This is a genomic window from Clostridium sp. AF36-4, from assembly GCF_003435975.1.
In the GTDB taxonomy this organism is placed as follows: Bacteria; Bacillota; Clostridia; order Lachnospirales; family Lachnospiraceae; genus Eubacterium_F.
Genome location: NZ_QTVH01000004.1, coordinates 2,501 through 20,704, shown reverse-complemented (window position 1 = coordinate 20,704; position 18,204 = coordinate 2,501). Strand labels below are relative to the sequence as shown.

General features: G+C 42.0%; 17 protein-coding genes and 1 other annotated feature (1 of these 18 running past the window's edge). Of the genes, 16 read left to right on the top strand and 1 reads right to left on the bottom strand.

Annotated features, from left to right (window positions below; all coding sequences use genetic code 11):
* Positions 1 to 49: 49 nt before the first annotated feature.
* From DW005_RS03160 to rplL, 14 genes are all read left to right on the top strand, one after another.
* On the top strand, positions 50 to 1,315 hold the full coding sequence (locus DW005_RS03160) for a right-handed parallel beta-helix repeat-containing protein (RefSeq protein WP_117478125.1): 1,266 nt from the start codon (positions 50 to 52) through the stop codon (positions 1,313 to 1,315).
* A gap of 7 nt (positions 1,316 to 1,322) precedes the next feature.
* The gene (locus tag DW005_RS03155; RefSeq protein ID WP_117478124.1) at positions 1,323 to 2,093 is read left to right on the top strand and encodes a tRNA threonylcarbamoyladenosine dehydratase; all 771 of its coding nucleotides are present in this window, start codon (positions 1,323 to 1,325) and stop codon (positions 2,091 to 2,093) included.
* A 1-nt stretch (position 2,094) separates the two neighbouring features.
* Positions 2,095 to 3,237, top strand: coding sequence for an ATP-binding protein (locus DW005_RS03150; protein WP_117478123.1), 1,143 nt, complete (start codon positions 2,095 to 2,097; stop codon positions 3,235 to 3,237).
* Positions 3,238 to 3,248: 11 nt separating this feature from the next.
* Complete coding sequence (locus DW005_RS03145) at positions 3,249 to 4,472, top strand: hypothetical protein (RefSeq protein ID WP_117478122.1); 1,224 nt, start codon at positions 3,249 to 3,251, stop codon at positions 4,470 to 4,472.
* 393 nt (positions 4,473 to 4,865) lie between these two features.
* The gene (locus DW005_RS03140) at positions 4,866 to 5,309 is read left to right on the top strand and encodes a hypothetical protein (protein ID WP_117478121.1); all 444 of its coding nucleotides are present in this window, start codon (positions 4,866 to 4,868) and stop codon (positions 5,307 to 5,309) included.
* Positions 5,310 to 5,703: 394 nt separating this feature from the next.
* Positions 5,704 to 6,039 carry a nucleotidyltransferase domain-containing protein gene (locus DW005_RS03135; protein WP_117478120.1) on the top strand — a complete coding sequence of 112 codons (336 nt, stop codon included), beginning with the start codon at positions 5,704 to 5,706 and terminating at the stop codon, positions 6,037 to 6,039.
* The gene (locus tag DW005_RS03130) at positions 6,032 to 6,427 is read left to right on the top strand and encodes a HEPN domain-containing protein (RefSeq protein ID WP_117478119.1); all 396 of its coding nucleotides are present in this window, start codon (positions 6,032 to 6,034) and stop codon (positions 6,425 to 6,427) included. Before DW005_RS03135 ends, DW005_RS03130 begins: the two co-directional genes overlap by 8 nt.
* Before the next feature lie 317 nt (positions 6,428 to 6,744).
* Complete coding sequence (rpmG, locus tag DW005_RS03125; protein ID WP_022376034.1) at positions 6,745 to 6,894, top strand: 50S ribosomal protein L33; 150 nt, start codon at positions 6,745 to 6,747, stop codon at positions 6,892 to 6,894.
* A 33-nt stretch (positions 6,895 to 6,927) separates the two neighbouring features.
* Entirely contained in the window at positions 6,928 to 7,131 is a 204-nt protein-coding gene (gene secE, locus DW005_RS03120; protein ID WP_117478118.1) for a preprotein translocase subunit SecE, read from the top strand.
* 9 nt (positions 7,132 to 7,140) lie between these two features.
* Complete coding sequence (gene nusG / locus DW005_RS03115) at positions 7,141 to 7,659, top strand: transcription termination/antitermination protein NusG (protein WP_022376032.1); 519 nt, start codon at positions 7,141 to 7,143, stop codon at positions 7,657 to 7,659.
* 20 nt (positions 7,660 to 7,679) lie between these two features.
* Complete coding sequence (gene rplK / locus DW005_RS03110) at positions 7,680 to 8,105, top strand: 50S ribosomal protein L11 (RefSeq protein WP_022376031.1); 426 nt, start codon at positions 7,680 to 7,682, stop codon at positions 8,103 to 8,105.
* Between the two features lie 86 nt (positions 8,106 to 8,191).
* A complete protein-coding gene (gene rplA / locus DW005_RS03105; RefSeq protein ID WP_022376030.1) occupies positions 8,192 to 8,884 on the top strand; it encodes a 50S ribosomal protein L1 in 693 nt (230 codons plus the stop codon).
* Positions 8,885 to 8,922: 38 nt separating this feature from the next.
* Positions 8,923 to 9,068 (top strand) — a sequence feature (ribosomal protein L10 leader region).
* A gap of 75 nt (positions 9,069 to 9,143) precedes the next feature.
* Positions 9,144 to 9,644, top strand: a complete 501-nt coding sequence (gene rplJ, locus DW005_RS03100; protein WP_022376029.1) for a 50S ribosomal protein L10 — start codon at positions 9,144 to 9,146, stop codon at positions 9,642 to 9,644.
* A gap of 40 nt (positions 9,645 to 9,684) precedes the next feature.
* A complete protein-coding gene (gene rplL / locus DW005_RS03095) occupies positions 9,685 to 10,053 on the top strand; it encodes a 50S ribosomal protein L7/L12 (RefSeq protein WP_022376028.1) in 369 nt (122 codons plus the stop codon).
* A gap of 205 nt (positions 10,054 to 10,258) precedes the next feature.
* On the opposite strand, the gene DW005_RS03090 is transcribed toward rplL, so the two are convergent.
* Entirely contained in the window at positions 10,259 to 10,855 is a 597-nt protein-coding gene (locus DW005_RS03090; RefSeq protein WP_117478117.1) for a cytidylate kinase-like family protein, read from the bottom strand.
* Positions 10,856 to 11,032: 177 nt separating this feature from the next.
* On the opposite strand from DW005_RS03090, the gene DW005_RS03085 reads away from it, so the two are divergent.
* Together DW005_RS03085 and rpoC are read left to right on the top strand one after the other, a co-directional pair.
* Positions 11,033 to 14,830: a DNA-directed RNA polymerase subunit beta gene (locus tag DW005_RS03085; RefSeq protein ID WP_117478116.1), complete on the top strand. Its 3,798-nt coding sequence runs from the start codon at positions 11,033 to 11,035 to the stop codon at positions 14,828 to 14,830.
* A gap of 21 nt (positions 14,831 to 14,851) precedes the next feature.
* Positions 14,852 to 18,204 carry the 5' portion of a DNA-directed RNA polymerase subunit beta' gene (rpoC, locus tag DW005_RS03080; RefSeq protein ID WP_117478115.1) on the top strand. Its footprint extends 388 nt past the window's final position, so 3,353 of the gene's 3,741 nt are visible here — the first part of the coding sequence; its start codon is at positions 14,852 to 14,854; its stop codon lies off the right edge, out of view.

Here is an 18,204-nt window from a genome sequence, read left to right as displayed (position 1 = left end):
ACACGATAGCAGATTTTGTATAAAAAGTCAAAAAGAGAGGATGAACTACATGAGAAATCAAAAAGGGAAAAAGATGGGACTTCATATGCTGACGGCAGCACTTTTTTTTGTACTTGCCATGAGCGTCTGCGCAGTAAAAACGGAAGCGAAAGATTATAAACAGGGAAAGGTGTATAAAATCACAGCAAAAAGCAAGCCATTGAAAGCATCGAAGTTTACAAAATCTTCCTTATATAATAAAAAAACAAGGATGTATTTTACCATTCGTTCCTATATGGAGAAATTCCAGAAAAAAGGAAAAGGAACACTTATTTTGAAAAAGGGAACGTATACCATTACCAATACCATTCATGTGCCATCGAATGTTACGATTATTTTTGAAAAGGGCGTTAAAATTGTAAAAGGAACGAAGACGAATAAGAAAAAGATGCCGGCAGCGATTACGCTGTTCCAGTTGATTCGCCCATCAAATGCGAAAAAGAAAGGTGTTTACAGTGCCTATAATGGTGAGAAAAACATTCACTTTGTCGGCAAAGGCGGTGTTTCAATTGACATGAAATACATGAAATACGGCATTGCTTTTGATGTGGCACATAATGATGGCGTGACAATTGAAAAAATTAATTTTAAAAATGTAAATGTAGGACATTTTATTGAAATGGATGCATCTGCAAATGTTTCGGTTACCGGATGTACTTTTAAAAATGTGAAGAAAAATTCAGATTATGTAAAAGAGGCAATCAATCTGGATACGCCTGACCGCGAAACGCAGGGATTCCACAATGACTGGTCCACGTATGACAAGACACCGAATCAGAATGTGACAATTGCAAACTGCAAATTCTCGAATCTGGGACGTGCGATTGGAACTCATAAATATAGTGCGAATGGTGAAGAGCAGATTTATCATAAGAACATTGTTTTGCGAAATAACCGCATTGAAAATATGCTCTGGGATTCGCCGGTACGCGTGATGAACTGGTCAGATTCTGTGTTGGAGAACAATGTTATTTCCAATGTAAAACAAAAAGGAAAAAGTGATACCCGTGGTATTTTGGTGAGCGGTGGTGTCAATGTTTCGATTAAAAATAACACACTCAGCGGCATGGGACGCGCAATTCAGTGCATTGCATGGAAAAACAGCGGGCCTGGATCGGTTTACCCGATTACCTATAATAATCTCACAGATCAGAACAAGGAAGATTTAAAAACAAATATTGGAAAGAAACTGGGACTTTCGGAGTATTTTGTACGAATTAACCCGGTATATAATGTATTTACAAATGCGGAAACAGTTGCGATAAGAAAAGGATGAAACTAAGATGTTGACACAGTTTTCAAGAACGGAATTATTGTTGGGAAAAGAAGGTATGGAACGCTTGAAAAATGCCAGAGTGGCAGTTTTCGGAGTTGGCGGTGTCGGTGGCTATGTATGTGAAGCGCTTGTTCGCAGCGGCGTGTTTACATTTGATTTGATTGATGATGATAAAGTCTGTCTGACGAATCTGAACCGGCAGATTATTGCTACGAGGAAAACAGTTGGACAGTACAAGGTGGATGTCATGAAAGAACGAATTTTAGATATCAACCCGGATGCTGTCGTAAATGTTCATAAGTGCTTCTTTTTGCCGGAAAATGCAGCAGAATTTCCGTTTGAGGAATATGACTACGTGATTGATGCGGTTGATACGGTGACGGCAAAGATTGAGTTAATCCTGCGTGCGAAGGAGACAAATACACCGATTATCAGCAGTATGGGTGCCGGTAATAAGTTAGATGCGAGCGGTTTCCGTGTTGCGGATATTTATAAAACAAAAGTGTGTCCGCTGGCAAAAGTAATGCGGCGCGAGTTGAAGAAACGCGGTGTGAAGAAACTCAAGGTGGTGTATTCGGAAGAACAGCCAAAACGCCCGATTGAGGACATGGCAATCAGCTGGCGGACAAACTGCATCTGTCCGCCGGGGGCAAAGCATAAGTGCACGGAGCGCCGGGATATTCCGGGAAGTACAGCATTTGTACCTTCGGCTGCGGGGCTTATTATTGCCGGTGAGGTGGTTAAAGACTTGTGTCAGACGGAAAGTGAGCGGCGTTAATATGAGTATTACAGTAGATGAATTATTTGCAATGAACCCGGAAACTTATCAGATTGTTGATATTCGCGGTGAGCAGGAAGTGGCTAGAGGTGCCATAGATGGAGCGTTGCATTTAGATAAAGATGAAATTTCGGCAAGTCCTGAGGTGGATAAGACAAAAAAACTTGTTATTTGCTGCAGCAGAGGCGAGACCAGTGTAGGTGTTGCGGAAAAACTTTGTGAAGAAGGGTTCGATGCCGTGAGCCTTCAGGGCGGTTACACTTCGTGGCTTTTGGCGCGTTTTCGTCAAATGGAAGAACAAGATGCTGCCGTTGACAAGGCGAAAGAAGTGGAGCGGAGTCTTCATAAAAAATTCCGGAAAAATATCTGGTCGAAGTTTACGAAAGCGGTTACGCAGTATGAATTGGTAAAACCGGGAGATAAAATTGCGGTCTGCATTTCCGGCGGAAAAGATTCGATGTTGATGGCGAAATGCTTTCAGGACTTGAAACGTTTCAGCAAGTTTGAATTTGATGTAAAATTTCTTGTTATGGACCCCGGCTATAGCGAAGCAAACCGCAAGGTTATTGAGAACAATGCGAAAATTCTGAATGTGCCGATTACGATTTTTGAATCGAATATTTTTGATTCGGTTTATCATATTGAGAAATCGCCGTGTTATTTGTGTGCCCGTATGCGGAGAGGCCATTTGTATAATTTTGCGAGAGAACTTGGCTGCAATAAGATTGCACTTGGACATCATTACGACGATGTTATCGAAACGATTTTGATGGGAATGCTCTATGGGGCGCAGGTGCAGACGATGATGCCGAAACTCCACAGCACAAATTTTGAGGGGATGGAGTTGATTCGTCCGTTGTATCTTGTTCGTGAAGATGACATTAAGGCATGGCGCGACTACAATGATTTGAAGTTTATTCAGTGTGCGTGCAAATTTACGGACACTTGTACAACATGCGATAACGAGGAAACCCGCTCGAAACGACTGGAAATTAAAAATCTGATTCATGACTTGAAGAAGACAAATCCTTTTATTGAGGGAAATATTTTTAAGAGTGTGGAAAATGTAAATCTAGATACGGTAATTGCCTATAAAAAAGATGGTGTAAAACATCATTTTCTGGAGCATTACGAGGATAAATAGGAGGAGAGAGTATGAAAAAATGGCTTGAAAAAGTGGATTGGATTTATGTCATTGTGCCGCTTGCGTTACTTGGTACGTTTTGGGTGATTGCGGCATTTACCGGACAGTGGCCATGGCAGAGTAATCCGTACAATTCGTATGCATTGCAAACGGATTCGTGGCTAAAAGGAAGGCTTGATTTAGGGCAGGACTATCCATGGCTTGAACTTGCTATTTATCAGGGAAAGTATTTTGTTAGTTTTCCTCCATTTCCCTCTTATGTGTTGATTCCTTTTGTTATGATTTTTGGTACCAATACGCCGGACCATTTGATTGCTCTTTTGGTCACTATTGCCGGATGTGTGTACGCGATTAAACTTTACCGAGAGGTTTCTCTTGAAAAGCAGCATGCATTGTTCTGGGTGCTTATGCTCTATTTTGCGTCCGGTTATCTTTTTGTCGGGATGAACGGCTATGTCTGGTTTATTGCTCAGAGCATGAGTTTTACGCTTAGTTTAATGGCACTGTATTATGCGCTGCGTCAAAAAGGTGGTTTGTCGTTAGCGTTTTGGGCGTGTGCCGTTGGGTGTCGCCCGATGCTTGCACTCTATGGAATTCTTTTAGGTTATCTTTTGGTGAAAGGGTACAAAAAGGAAAATCCGGAAGGAACAGTATGGCAGCTTGTAAAAGATAAATGGTACTGGGCGATTGGCTGTGGTGCGATTGCAATTTCGTATATGGCGCTTAATTATGCCCGCTTCGGCAATATCACGGAATTTGGACATAATTATCTGCCGGAGTTTACGAGAACTACGACTGGTCAGTTTAATCTTTCTTATTTAAAAGAAAATTTAATGCATTATCTGCGTCTGCCGGCAGCAGGGGGAAACGGTGGTGCGCTTTCGTTTTTCTCATCGGATGGAATGGCGTTTTGGCTGATTGCGCCGATTTTTATTACCATGATTGGTGTTTGGATATATGCGCTGGTGAAAAAGAGAGAGGGAAATTTGACGCTGCTTGTTATGCTTCCGATTTTAGCAGTGCTGCATCTGCTGATTATATGCTGCCATAAAACGCTTGGCGGCTGGCAGTTTGGCAACCGGTACCTGCTTGATATGATGCCATATTTGTTCTTTGGTCTGGCACTTTGGAAACCAAAGGGTGAAAAGTTTGTGCAGTGGAATACGGTGATTTTGGTGTTTGGGTTTGCGATTAATCTGATTGGAACCGTGGCAACGTATAATCATTGGATTTGACGCATTCGTGTTGTATGGCGGTTAAGTTGTGTGATGGCTAAGTTGCGTGGCGGCTGTGCTGTGTGTTACTGTGTTGTGCGTTGCGTGTGGATAGAGACGAAAACGTGAAAAACAACGCAAATTGTCTGAAAAGCGGAAAAGCGTTGCATCGGAATGATGGAACTTGCTATCAAAAACAACGCTAATTTGAAATTACACCTAAAAGAGTTGTTTTTGTGGCGTAAAACATCGCGAAAGGGCGAGGAACACTCCTAAAATTCAGAAAAAGGCAACCATTAAAGGGAAAAATGAGTTAAAGAGTTGCTTGGTAGAATTATATTGAAAAATTCCAAAGAAATTTCTTTTTTTTCTTGATATAATATCGAAATCAAGAATGTTTTAGGAGGTAGAAAAATGAGAAAGAAGATTATTGTAAAGTTATTGGTGTTATCCCTTTTGGTTGGAGGATTGAGTCAATGGAGCGGAGGAAGTAAGGCTAAAGCGGCAAGTTCATATTGGCTTTATGGAACGGGGCTTACAAAAAGTCAGGGCGGCGAAGCTGGATGTCGTATTAAAATGTATTATCGGGGTGGAAAATTGATTATTAAGGGTGGCATGAGCAAGGTGAAGAAAAAGTTTGATTGGGATACAAGTAAAAAAATCAAGGCAAAGACACGAAAGTATAAGGTTGCATCTAATTGCAAAGTGGTAGAATGCGAGGGAAATGAAGAGTATTCCTATGCAATTAAAAAGTTCACAAAACAACGTGGAATTAAAAGTACGAAAAATTGGGCTGGTATTTCCACATGGGTTAAAATAGTGAAAGGAAAGGTTTCAAAAATTTATCTTTCTGCATGATTTTGCGGCAGGGGCATATGTTTTGCCCCTGTTTGTTATTTGGAGAAGAATAAAGGTGACTAGATGTGAGATAGAAAATATTTGAAAAAACATGTTGACGTTTCATGTGATTATTAATATACTATACATAAGAAAAGCATTGTGCTTTAACAATAGGTGATGCACAGCCTTATAAATGAGCGATTTATGAGCAGAGGGCACGTAGTTGTCCTCTATTTTGTTGTTAGGAGAGAATGTTGGCGATAGAAAGCTACAAGCCATGCCAATTTTGCAGACTGTTATACTAAATATAAAGAAGTTATAAAATTAGTGGATGTTAGTTGGATGGTGTGATATACTATAATTATTAAATAACTTGATTGAAAAAAGAGCAGATTAACTAGGAGGTGAGGTTATGCCAGAGGCAATTCGTAATGTAGTGGATTTGTTTGTGCAAGAGATAAGAAATGTTTTGGGAGAAGATTTAAAAAAGGTAATTGTGTATGGATCCTATGCCAGAGGTGATTATAGGGAAGGCTCAGATGTGGATGTTATGGTATTGACGTCGCTTACTGATGAGGTTATAAAACCAGTTGAATATAAATTGTATGATGTTGCTTTTGATTTTTTAATGGAGTATGGAGTTGACATAAGCATTATTGTAAAGAATGAAGAGCATTTTAAATATTGGTTGGGAGCCTTACCGTTTTATGATAATGTTGTAAAGGAAGGTGTGGTTATTGATGGATAATAGAAAGCAGGACTTATCAAGTTATCGACTTTCGCAGGCGGAAGACAGTATTAAAGTTGCACAGATGAGTTATGATAATGCGTTATTTAAAGATTCCATTAATCGTTCGTATTATGCTACTTTTTACGCGATAAAGGCAGTATTGGCGTTGGAAGAAATTGATTTTAAACGGCATAAAGATGCAATTGGATATTTTAACAAAACCTATGTGGCAACAGAAAAGTTTTCAAAAGAATTAGGAAGAAGAATAGGGATGTTGAAGCAGTTGCGGGAAAAAAGCGATTATGATGATTTTTATATTGCAGGGAAAGAAGAGGCTGCTAAGCAAATTGAAACAGCAGTGCAGATGATTAATGAAGTGAAAAAATATGTTGGAAAAAACTCGTGAAGCTACAAGCCATGCCAACCTCGTGAGCAAAGCTCCCTCGGTCGCGGGCTGTCGCCCTATAAAAAATAAAAATCCCACTGCTTCTTATGTGAGCAAGCTCCCAACGAAGCAGCGTGAATTTTATTTTTTGCATGGCTTGTAGCTTTCGCGAAAAAAACTTATTGACGTGGACCTATGGCTTGTGGTATAGTGGATAGGCGATGAATTAGGTCTTTTTTTTATGCCAAAATTTTGACCAAGCCGCAGTTGCGGTGTAAGAGCTGAATAAGCGCAGGATTGCGTGGGTTCAGAAAAAATAATTTCACGGAGGTGACAAGATGCGTACTAAAATTACTTTGGAATGTACAGAATGCAAACAGCGTAATTACAACATGACCAAAGATAAGAAGAACCATCCGGACAGAATGGAAACAAAGAAATATTGTAGATTTTGCAAGAAACACACGTTACACAAGGAGACTAAGTAGTCCGTGTGATGTTTCGGAAAGGATGTGTGTCACATGAGCGAAGCAGAAAAGACTTCGAAACCTGGCTTCTTTAAGAATCTAAAGAGTGAATTCAAGAAGTGTACCTGGCCGAAGAAAGAAGACTTAGTGAAACAATCTGCATTAGTAATTGTAGTGTCCGTATTGCTGGGCGTACTGATTGCAGGTGTTGACTGGGTGATTCGTTTGGGCTTGACTGCGCTTCACATTGTTTCGTAGGAGGTTGCCATGGCAGAAGAAGCAAAATGGTATGTAGTTCATACTTATTCCGGTTATGAGAATAAGGTAAAAGCAGATATTGAGAAAACAATCGAGAATCGTAATCTGCAGGATCAGATTTTAGAAGTTCTGATTCCGCTGCAGACGGTCGTAGAAGAGAAAAACGGAGAAAAGAAACAGGTTCAGAAGAAAATGTTTCCGGCGTACGTTTTAATCAATATGATTATGAATGACCAGACTTGGTATGTTGTGCGAAACACACGTGGCGTAACAGGATTTGTTGGACCGGGATCCAAACCGGTACCGTTGACAGAAGAAGAAATTGCCAACATGGGATTTTTGGCAGAGGCAGAGGCTTCTCCATTTTCCATTGGAGATCATGTTATCGTTACAGAGGGAGTATGGCAGGATACTGACGGTGTTGTTCAGGAAGTTCACCCGGCAAAACAGATGGCAGTCATTGTCATTGATATGTTTGGCCGTGATACTCCGGTTGAGATTGACTTCTCAGAATTGAAACTGGTTTAATCGTTTAGGAGGAATTGAAAATGGCTAAGAAAGTCGAAGGATATATTAAATTACAGATTCCGGCAGGAAAGGCAACTCCGGCACCACCGGTTGGTCCTGCACTTGGACAGCACGGAATCAATATTGCTCAGTTTACAAAAGAGTTTAACGCTAAAACACAGGGACAGGATGGAATGATTATTCCTGTTGTAATTACTGTTTATGCAGATAGAAGTTTTAGTTTTGTAACAAAGACTCCGCCGGCTGCTGTTCTTTTGAAGAAAGCATGCAAGATTCAGTCTGGTTCCGGCGAGCCGAACAAAAAGAAAGTTGCTACAATTTCTAAGGAAGATATCCAGAAAATTGCAGAAACAAAAATGCCTGACTTAAATGCCGGCAGCTTAGAAGCAGCTATGAGCATGATTGCTGGTACAGCAAGAAGTATGGGTATCACAGTAGAAGAGTAGTCAAAATTTATCGCAGAAAAAAGAACTAATGTCATTTGGACGTTGTGGGAGACAATGTTCGTTAATACCACTAGGAGGTTTGAAAAATGAAAAGAGGTAAAAAATATACAGAGGCCGCAAAATTAGTAGATCGTGCAACACAGTATGATGTGGCTGAAGCAATTAGCCTTGTTAAGAAAACAGCAGTTGCAAAATTTGATGAAACCGTAGAAGCTCATATCCGTCTTGGTGTAGATGGCCGTCATGCTGACCAGCAGGTACGTGGTGCCGTTGTTCTGCCTCACGGTACTGGTAAAACAGTTCGTGTTCTTGTATTCGCTAAAGGTGATAAAGTGGCAGAAGCAGAAGCAGCAGGTGCAGATTTCGTTGGTGGCGAAGAACTCATTCCAAGAATCCAGAATGAGGGATGGTTCGATTTTGACGTTGTAGTAGCAACACCTGACATGATGGGCGTAGTTGGTCGTTTGGGACGTGTCCTCGGACCAAAAGGCTTGATGCCAAACCCAAAAGCCGGTACGGTTACAATGGATGTTACAAAGGCTGTTAATGATATTAAAGCAGGTAAAATCGAGTATCGTTTGGATAAAGCAAATATTATCCATTGTCCAGTTGGTAAAGCTTCCTTCACAGAAGAGCAGCTTACTGAGAACTTTAACACATTGATGGATGCTATTATTAAAGCAAAACCAGCAAGTGCAAAGGGAACCTATATGAAGAGTGTTACCGTAACTTCTACAATGGGTCCTGGAATCAAAGTAAATACTTTGAAAATTGGATAATTAAAAAACTTGACAATTGTGTAGCACTATGCTACACTGACTAAAGTTTATAACTGCCGTAGACAGCAAGTATAGTTATGCTATGTAAGTGCGGATGCCGCTTGCCGAGGAAGATTGTGAATACAATCATAGTGAGATTATATCCTCTGTCTGCGTGTGCGGGCAGAGGATTTTTTATAAATGTCAATGACATTTTTGATGAAATCTCCGGCAGATTATATGGCAGCATAAGCTGACAATAATAAGGAGGTAACAAATCATGGCTAAAGTCGAATTAAAAGCGCCTATCGTTGATGAAATCAAAGGCTATGTATCAGATGCTAAATCTGCAGTTCTTGTTGATTATCGTGGACTGACAGTTGAGCAGGATACAAAACTTCGTAAACAGTTAAGAGAAGCTGGTGTTGTATACAAAGTATACAAAAATACAATGCTTCACTTGGCGTTTGATGGAACCGATTTTGCGCAGCTTGACAAAGACTTGGAAGGTCCTACAGCAATCGCATTCGGTATCGAAGATGAGACTGCTCCGGCAAGAATTATCAATAATTTTGCGAAAGAAGCAGAGGCTCTTGAGATTAAGAGTGGAGTTGTAGATGGTGAGTATTATGATGCCGCTGGCGTTAAAGTTCTTGCTACAATCCCGTCAAAAGACGAGCTTATTTCCAAGTTGCTTGGAAGCCTGCAGTCACCAATCACGAACTTTGCTCGTGTCGTAAAACAGATTGCAGAAGCTCAGGGCGAAACAGCAGCAGAATAAGTTATTATTATTTTTTAAAATTTGAATGGAGGAAAACAAAATGACAACACAGGAATTTATCGATGCTATCAAAGAGATGAGCGTTATGGAATTGAATGATTTAGTAAAAGCATGTGAGGAAGAGTTCGGCGTATCTGCAGCAGCAGGTGTAGTCGTTGCAGCAGCAGGCGGAGACGCAGCAGGCGGTGCAGCTGAGAAAGACGAGTTCGACGTAGAGTTGACAGAAGTTGGAGCAGCTAAGGTTAAAGTTATCAAAGTTGTTCGTGAAGTAACTGGTCTTGGATTGAAAGAAGCTAAAGAAGTTGTAGACGGAGCTCCTAAAGTAGTTAAAGAGGGCGCTACAAAAGAAGAAGCTGAAGAAATCAAAGAGAAACTCGAAGCCGAAGGCGCAAAAGTAACATTAAAATAATCGCGTTCGCAATAAGCGGTGCAAAATTGAAAATAGACTCAGAAACTGCAAGCTTGCTTGCGAGTTCCTGAGTCTATTTTTGATTTTATAGCGCGCGTGCGCGCGTAGTGACGCACGAAGTGCGGCGCGGCACCGCTTATGGTAAAAGAGAGGTGCAAAGCGCGCGTGCGCGCGTAGTGACGCACGAAGTGCGGCGCGGCACCGCTTATGCATCCTTGATATTGTTAATAAACTCCTCCAATAACTTAGCCGTTCTTTCTACACCAATCCGGCTGCTATTGATACAAACATCATAATTACGCGAGTCACCCCATTTAAAATCCGAATAGTGATTATGGTATCGGCGGCGGTATACGTCATGTTTAGCGATTTTAGCTGTGGCAGCAGTTTCAGAAAGTGAAAACTTCTCCATAACATGTTTTAATTTGCGATCCTTGTTTCCGGTAACAAAAATTGAAACTAAGCTATCATATTCCTTTAGAATAGTTTCGGAACAACGGCCAAGCACGACAAAAGATTCGCCAGAGGCGGCCTTTTTGCGAAGAAATTCGAACTGCATCTGCGCCAAATTGTCTTCGGTTGCATTAGAATATCCTTTTACCCGGCGCGAAAGCAGTTTGTTGCGCGGCTTTTCATCTACACCGGCAAAAGCAGCCGGGTCAAAGCCCTTTTCTTTTGCAATTTCGTCAAGCATATTGCGATTATAAAAAGGAAGCCCCATATCTTTCGCAATTTGTTTCGCAATTGTGTGTCCCTCGCTGCCGTATTCACGGCTGATTGAAATAATGATTTGATTCCCCATACATCGTCTCCTTAAAAATATTAAAAAAATAGAAAAAAGTGCCAAATAAACGCTTGACACCTTACTACATTTGTGGTACGATAGAAAATGCACTATTGTGGTATGGTAGGCGCAATATCCCTACCTAATTTGTAGTATATCACAGTTCTGTAGAAAAGACAAGGAGTGAAATCATCAATGGAGAAAAACAGAATACGCCCTGTCCATGTGGGCAAAGGTGTGAGAATGAGTTACTCGAAACAGAAAGAAGTATTGGAGATGCCAAACCTCATTGAGGTTCAGACAGATTCGTACAAATGGTTTCTGGAAGAGGGCTTGAATGAAGTATTCCGCGATATTTCGCCGATTGCGGATTACAACGGCAATTTAAGTCTGGAATTTGTTAGCTTTGAGCTGTGCCGGGATGATGTGAAATATTCCATCGAAGAGTGTAAGGAGCGGGATGCAACTTATGCGGCACCATTGAAAGTTAAAGTAAGACTCCATAATAATGAAACAGAGGAAATTAGTGAACATGATATTTTCATGGGAGACCTTCCTCTTATGACCGCGACAGGTACGTTTATTATTAACGGAGCAGAGCGTGTTATTGTAAGTCAGTTGGTTCGTTCCCCTGGCATTTATTATGGTATCGCCCATGATAAAATCGGTAAAGAGTTGTATTCTTCGACTGTTATTCCAAACCGTGGAGCGTGGTTGGAATATGAGACAGACTCCAATGATATATTTTACGTTCGTGTAGATAGAAATAGAAAAGTTCCGATTACGGTTTTGATTCGTGCACTTGGTGTAGGGACAGATCAGGAAATTTTGAACATGTTTGGCGAGGAGCCGAAAATTTTGGCAAGTATTGAGAAGGACGTTTCCAAGAACTATCAGGACGGTTTGCTTGAATTGTATAAAAAACTTCGTCCGGGTGAACCGCTTGCTGTTGACAGTGCGGAAAGCCTCATTAACAATATGTTCTTTGATGTAAGACGTTATGACTTGGCGAAGGTTGGACGTTATAAATTTAATAAGAAATTATCCTTCACAAATCGTATTGTCGGATTTGCACTTGCAGAAGATGCAGTCAGCCCGGAAACCGGTGAAGTAGTGGCAGAAGCCGGAACGATGGTTTCCGAAGAGCTTGCTCGTGAAATTCAGAACGCAGCCATTCCGTTTGTAATGATGCAGACAGAAGAAGGACATGTTGTAAAAGTATTGTCCAATATGATGGTTGATTTACATGCATTTTTGCCACAGGCGGATAAAAAAGCATTGGGAATTACAGAAGATGTTTACTATCCGGAATTGAAAAAGATTTTGGAAGAGAATGAGACGGATGAAGAGCGTTATGACGCAATCCGCCGCAATGTAGCATTGTTAATTCCAAAACATATTACAAAGGAAGATATTTTTGCTTCCATTAACTACAACATCCATTTGGAATATGGTCTGGGAAATGACGACGATATCGATCACTTGGGAAATCGTCGTATCCGTGCAGTAGGCGAGCTGCTTCAGAACCAGTACCGTATTGGTTTGTCCCGTATGGAGCGTGTGGTGCGTGAAAGAATGACAACGCAGGATATCGAAGGTATTTCTGCACAGTCGTTGATTAATATTAAACCGGTAACGGCAGCGGTTAAGGAATTCTTCGGAAGTTCCCAGTTGTCACAGTTTATGGATCAGAACAACCCGCTTTCTGAGTTGACACACAAACGTCGTCTGTCAGCCCTCGGACCTGGTGGTTTGTCCCGTGACCGTGCCGGATTTGAGGTGCGTGACGTACACTATTCCCATTATGGAAGAATGTGTCCGATTGAGACGCCTGAGGGACCAAACATCGGTTTGATTAACTCACTGGCATCTTACGCAAGAATTAACGAGTATGGATTTGTTGAGGCTCCATATCGTAAAGTGGACCATTCGGATGCGGAGAATCCACGTGTAACAGATGAAGTTGTTTATATGACAGCAGACGAAGAAGACCGTTATCACGTTGCACAGGCGAATGAGCGTCTGGACGAAGAAGGTCATTTCGTTCGTAAAAATGTATCCGGTCGTTTCCGTGAAGAGACATCGGAGTTTGAGAGAAATAAAATTGATTACATGGACGTATCGCCAAAGATGGTATTCTCTGTGGCAACAGCCATGATTCCGTTCTTGGAAAATGATGATGCGAACCGTGCTCTGATGGGTTCCAACATGCAGCGTCAGGCAGTGCCGCTTCTGGTAACAGAGGCGCCGGTTGTCGGAACAGGTATGGAAATGAAAGCGGCTGTTGACTCCGGAAACTGTGTGGTAGCAAAAGAAGGCGGTGTGGTAGAACGTGCCGAAACAAACCGCATTTTGATTCGTAAAAAAGATGGAAATCTGGATGAGTATAAATTGTCTAAATTTGTACGAAGCAACCAGGGTACCTGCATGAACCAGAGACCGATTGTTACAAAAGGTGATGAAGTTGAGACTGGTCAGGTAATTGCTGATGGACCTTCTACTTCCGGCGGCGAAATCGCCCTTGGTAAAAACCCGTTGATTGGATTTATGACATGGGAAGGTTATAACTATGAGGATGCCGTACTGCTCAGTGAGAGACTGGTGCAGGAAGATGTGTATACTTCTGTTCATATTAATGAATATGAGACAGAAGCACGTGATACAAAACTCGGACCGGAAGAAATTACACGTGATGTACCGGGCGTTGGTGATGATGCTCTCAAAGATTTGGATGAGCGCGGTATTATCCGTATTGGTGCAGAAGTTCGTGCCGGAGACATCTTAGTTGGTAAAGTAACACCAAAAGGTGAGACAGAACTGACTGCAGAAGAAAGACTTCTTCGTGCTATTTTCGGAGAGAAGGCAAGAGAAGTAAGAGATACATCTCTTCGCGTTCCACATGGTGAATTTGGTATCGTTGTGGATGCGAAAGTATTTACCCGTGAAAATGGGGATGAATTGTCACCTGGTGTAAATCAGACCGTGCGCATTTATATTGCACAGAAGAGAAAAATTCAGGTCGGCGATAAGATGGCTGGTCGTCATGGTAACAAGGGTGTCGTTTCCCGTGTACTGCCGGTTGAAGATATGCCATTTTTGCCAAACGGACGTCCGCTTGACATCGTGTTGAATCCTCTGGGTGTGCCTTCCCGAATGAATATCGGACAGGTGCTTGAGATTCATTTGAGTCTGGCAGCGAAAGTCCTTGGTTTCAATGTTGCAACACCGGTATTTGATGGCGCAAACGAGATTGACATCATGGATACCTTGAAACTGGCAAATGATTATGTAAATACACCACTCGAGGATTTTGAGAAGAAATACAAAGATGTTCTTGATCCGGAAGTGATGGATTATCTCCTGACAAATCAGGACTATAGAAAAGAATGGGCAGGTGTGCCGATTAAGGAAGATGGAAAGGTTCAGCTTCGTGACGGACGTACCGGAGAGTATTTCGATGGCGAAGTTACGATTGGTTTCATGCATTATCTGAAACTCCATCACTTGGTTGATGATAAAATCCATGCTCGTTCCACTGGTCCTTATTCACTGGTTACCCAACAGCCACTTGGTGGTAAAGCGCAGTTTGGTGGTCAGCGATTCGGAGAGATGGAGGTATGGGCTCTTGAGGCGTATGGTGCAGCTTATACTCTTCAGGAAATTCTGACCGTGAAGTCGGATGACGTAGTAGGACGTGTTAAGACATACGAAGCAATTATCAAAGGCGACAATATTTCTGAGCCTGGCATACCTGAGTCCTTTAAGGTATTGCTGAAAGAGTTACAGGCTCTCGGATTGGATGTTGCAGTGCTGGATGAAGAAGGAAACGAAGTTCAGATGAATGAGTCCATAGAAGAAGGAACTCATGAAAATGTGAATGAATTAATCAATGACAAAAACTTTGAACTCAAAGAAGAATCCTTTGAAGATGCCGGTTTCCGCGAAACGGATGTACAGGGCATTGATGACGATAGCAGCATCAGCGCAGATTGATAGAAAGGACGGGTTATAAATATGCCACAGTATGGTAATGAAGAAGAAAAGACATTGACTTACGATAAAATTAAAATCAGACTGGCATCTCCGGAAAAAATCCGTGAGTGGTCCAGAGGTGAGGTAAAGAAGCCGGAGACCATCAATTATCGTACCCTGAAACCGGAAAAAGACGGTTTGTATTGCGAGCGTATTTTTGGACCGAGCAAAGACTGGGAATGTCATTGCGGTAAGTACAAAAAAGTACGTTATAAAGGTGTTGTCTGCGACCGATGTGGTGTGGAAGTCACAAAATCCAGCGTTCGTCGTGAGCGCATGGGTCACATTGAGTTGGCTGCTCCGGTATCCCATATTTGGTACTTCAAGGGAATTCCGAGCCGCATGGGCTTGATTTTGGATATTTCTCCAAAAGTATTGGAAAAAGTATTGTATTTTGCTTCCTATATTGTATTGGAATCTGAGACACCGGAAATTCAGGTAAAACAGGTTCTTTCCGAGCAGGAATACCAGAAAGCAAGAGAAGATTTTGGTGATACGTTCCGTGTTGGTATGGGTGCAGAATCCATTCAGGAACTTTTGCAGAGAATTGATTTGGAAGAAGAGTCCAAAACATTGAAAGATGAATTGAAGGATGCCAGCGGACAGAAACGTGCCCGCATTATCAAGCGTCTGGAAGTTGTAGAAGCATTCCGTGAATCCGGAAACCATCCGGACTGGATGATTCTTACGGTGATTCCTGTTATTCCACCGGATCTTCGTCCGATGGTACAGCTGGATGGTGGACGTTTTGCAACTTCCGATTTGAACGATTTGTATCGTCGAATCATTAATCGTAACAACCGTTTGAAGAGACTTTTGGAACTTGGCGCTCCGGATATCATTGTGCGAAACGAAAAACGTATGCTGCAGGAAGCAGTTGATGCATTGATTGATAATGGACGTCGTGGCCGTCCGGTTACAGGACCTGGAAACCGTGCATTGAAATCATTGTCTGATATGCTTAAAGGTAAACAGGGACGTTTTCGTCAGAACCTTCTTGGTAAGCGTGTTGACTATTCCGGACGTTCTGTAATCGTCGTAGGACCGGAACTTAAGATTTATCAGTGCGGTCTGCCAAAAGAGATGGCAATTGAGCTTTTCAAACCATTTGTAATGAAAGAATTGGTTGCAAACGGAACTGCTCATAATATTAAAAATGCAAAGAAAATGGTAGAGAAGTTAGAGCCTGCTGTATGGGATATCCTTGAAGAAGTAATTCGCGAGCATCCGGTTATGTTAAACCGTGCCCCTACACTTCACCGTCTGGGTATTCAGGCATTTGAGCCAATCCTTGTCGAAGGTAAGGCAATCAAACTTCATCCACTCGTATGTACAGCGTTCAACGCCGACTTCGATGGAGACCAGATGGCTGTGCATTTGCCACTTTCCGTGGAAGCACAGGCAGAGTGCCGCTTCCTTCTGTTGTCACCAAACAACCTGCTGAAACCATCCGATGGTGGTGCCGTAGCCGTACCTTCTCAGGATATGGTACTTGGTATTTATTATTTGACACAGGAGAGAACTCCGGAGCAGGGAGCAAAAGGAACCGGACGTTTCTTTAAAGATATGAATGAGGCAATTATTGCCTATGAAAACCATGAGATTACACTTCATGCCAAAATTAAAATTCGTCGTTTTGGCGTAAATGCTGCAGGTGAAGAAGAATCTCGTATTATTGAATCGACATTGGGAAGATTTATTTTCAATGAGATTATCAGCCAGAATCTTGGGTTTGTTGACCGAAGCAATCCGGATAACTTCCTTAAACTGGAAGTAGATTTCCACGTTGGCAAAAAGCAGTTGAAACAGATTCTGGAAAAATGTATTAACAATGAAGGTGCAACAAAGACAGCGGAAACGCTCGATGCAATTAAAGCACTTGGTTATAAATATTCGACAAAGGCAGCAATGACTGTTTCCATTTCCGATATGGAAGTGCCGGCAACGAAGAAAGATTTGCTTAAGCAGGCAGAGAATACGGTTGAAGTTATTTCCCAGAAATACCGCCGTGGTCTGTTGACTGAGGAAGAGCGTTACAAATCTGTTGTTGAGACATGGAAAACTGCCGATGACCAGATTACACATGACCTGCTGAGTGGTTTGGATGAATTGAATAACATCTACATGATGGCGGACTCCGGAGCCCGTGGTTCGGATAAGCAGATTAAACAGCTTGCCGGAATGCGTGGTTTGATGGCAGATACATCCGGTCGTACCATCGAACTTCCAATCAAGTCAAACTTCCGTGAAGGTCTTGACGTATTGGAGTACTTTATTTCTGCGCATGGTGCTCGTAAAGGTCTTTCCGATACAGCGCTTCGTACAGCCGATTCTGGATATTTGACAAGACGTCTTGTTGATGTGTCTCAGGAATTGATTATTCGTGAGACGGATTGCTGCGAGAGCCGTAACCGTGCAGAAATTCCGGGTATGTGGATTAGTGCATTCATGGATGGAAAAGAAGTAATTGAGACGCTTGAGGAGAGAATTACAGGACGTTATTCCTGTGAAACAATTCTTGATGACGATGGTGAAGTGATTGTTAAGGCAAATCATATGATTACGCCAAAACGTGCGGCACGCATTGTGAATACAAAGAAAATTATCGATGCAGGTGATAAGGCACAGGTCAAGATTCGTACGATTCTTACTTGTAAATCACACATTGGTATTTGTGCAAAATGTTATGGTTCAAACATGGCAACGAAAGAACCGGTACAGGTTGGTGAAGCAGTTGGTATTATTGCTGCTCAGTCCATCGGCGAGCCGGGTACACAGCTTACCATGCGTACGTTCCATACCGGTGGTGTAGCCGGCGACGATATCACACAGGGTCTTCCTCGTGTCGAGGAGCTTTTTGAGGCAAGAAAGCCAAAGGGACTTGCTATTATTTCCGAATTTGCAGGAAAAGTTCAGCTTCGTGACACCAAGAAGAAACGTGAAGTGGTTATTACAAATGATGAAACCGGACAGAGTAAAGCATATCTGATTCCATATGGTTCCCGTATTAAAGTATTGGAAGGACAGGAATTAGAGGCTGGTGATGAGTTGACAGAAGGTAGTGTAAATCCACATGACATCTTGAAAATTAAAGGTGTTCGTGCGGTTCAGGATTATATGCTCCGTGAAGTACAGCGCGTATACCGTCTGCAAGGTGTAGAAATTAATGATAAGCATATCGAGGTTATTGTACGTCAGATGCTGAAGAAGATTCGCATTGAGAATAATGGGGATTCTGACTTCCAGCCTGGTGTTATGGTAGATGCTCTGGATTATGAGGATGTAAAAGAGCAGCTTGAAGCTGAGGGTAAACAGCCACCGGAAGGCAATCAGGT